The organism is Streptomyces sp. CNX435 (assembly GCF_059570575.1).
In genome coordinates this window covers 1-1482 of record NZ_JCANTA010000066.1, presented here as the reverse complement: position 1 = coordinate 1482, position 1482 = coordinate 1, and the positions used below count along the sequence as shown (strand labels likewise).

Annotated in this window: 1 rRNA gene; it reads left to right on the top strand. The window is 57.2% G+C overall.

The window, feature by feature from the left end:
- Positions 1 to 1482: ribosomal RNA gene (locus T328_RS35940) — 23S ribosomal RNA — on the top strand; the annotation flags it as partial.

Here is a 1482-nt window from a genome sequence, read left to right as displayed (position 1 = left end):
CCGAGTAGCACGGGGCCCGAGAAATCCTGTGTGAATCTGGCGGGACCACCCGTTAAGCCTAAATATTCCCTGGTGACCGATAGCGGATAGTACCGTGAGGGAATGGTGAAAAGTACCGCGGGAGCGGAGTGAAAGAGTACCTGAAACCGTGTGCCTACAAGCCGTGGGAGCGTCGCCGTTGTTTCTTTTGGAAGCTTCGGTCGTGACTGCGTGCCTTTTGAAGAATGAGCCTGCGAGTTAGCGGTGTGTAGCGAGGTTAACCCGTGTGGGGTAGCCGTAGCGAAAGCGAGTCCTAGCTGGGCGTTTGAGTTGCACGCTCTAGACCCGAAGCGGGGTGATCTAGCCATGGGCAGGGTGAAGCGGCTGTAAGAGGTCGTGGAGGCCCGAACCCACCAGGGTTGAAAACCTGGGGGATGACCTGTGGTTAGGGGTGAAAGGCCAATCAAACTCCGTGATAGCTGGTTCTCCCCGAAATGCATTTAGGTGCAGCGTCGTGTGTTGCTTGCCGGAGGTAGAGCTACTGGATAGGCGATGGGCCTTATCGGGTTACTGACCTTAGCCAAACTCCGAATGCCGGTAAGTTGAGCGCGGCAGTGAGACTGCGGGGGATAAGCTCCGTGGTCGAGAGGGAAACAGCCCAGAGCATCGACTAAGGCCCCTAAGCGTATGCTAAGTGGGAAAGGATGTGGAGTCGCAGAGACAACCAGGAGGTTGGCTTAGAAGCAGCCATCCTTGAAAGAGTGCGTAATAGCTCACTGGTCAAGTGATTCTGCGCCGACAATGTAGCGGGGCTCAAGCGTACCGCCGAAGTCGTGTCAGCAGCACAAGAGCCTTAACGGGTGTGTTGTTGGGTAGGGGAGCGTCGTGTGCCGGGTGAAGCCGCACTGGAAGGTAGTGGTGGACGGTTCGCGAGTGAGAATGCAGGCATGAGTAGCGATACACACGTGGGAAACGTGTGCGCCGATTGACTAAGGGTTCCTGGGTCAAGTTGATCTGCCCAGGGTAAGTCGGGGCCTAAGGCGAGGCCGACAGGCGTAGTCGATGGATAACCGGTTGATATTCCGGTACCCGCTGTGGAGCGCCAAACATTGAATCAGGTGATGCTAAGCCCGTGAAGCCCCCTGTTGTGTCCTTCGGGATGTGGTGGGTGTGGTGGAGCCGGTGATCCGAGCTTGTAGTAGGTGAGTGATGGGGTGACGCAGGAAGGTAGTCCAGCCCGGGCGGTGGTTGTCCCGGGGTAAGGGTGTGGCCCGAGGGGTAGGTAAATCCGTCTCTCATGTGGGTGAGACCTGATGCCGAGCCGATTGTGGTGAAGTGGATGATCCTATGCTGTCGAGAAAAGCCTCTAGCGATGTTTCATGGCGGCCCGTACCCGAAACCGACTCAGGTGGTCAGGTAGAGTATACCGAGGCGTTCGGGTGAACTATGGTTAAGGAACTCGGCAAAATGCCCCCGTAACTTCGGGAGAAGGGGGGCCGCTTC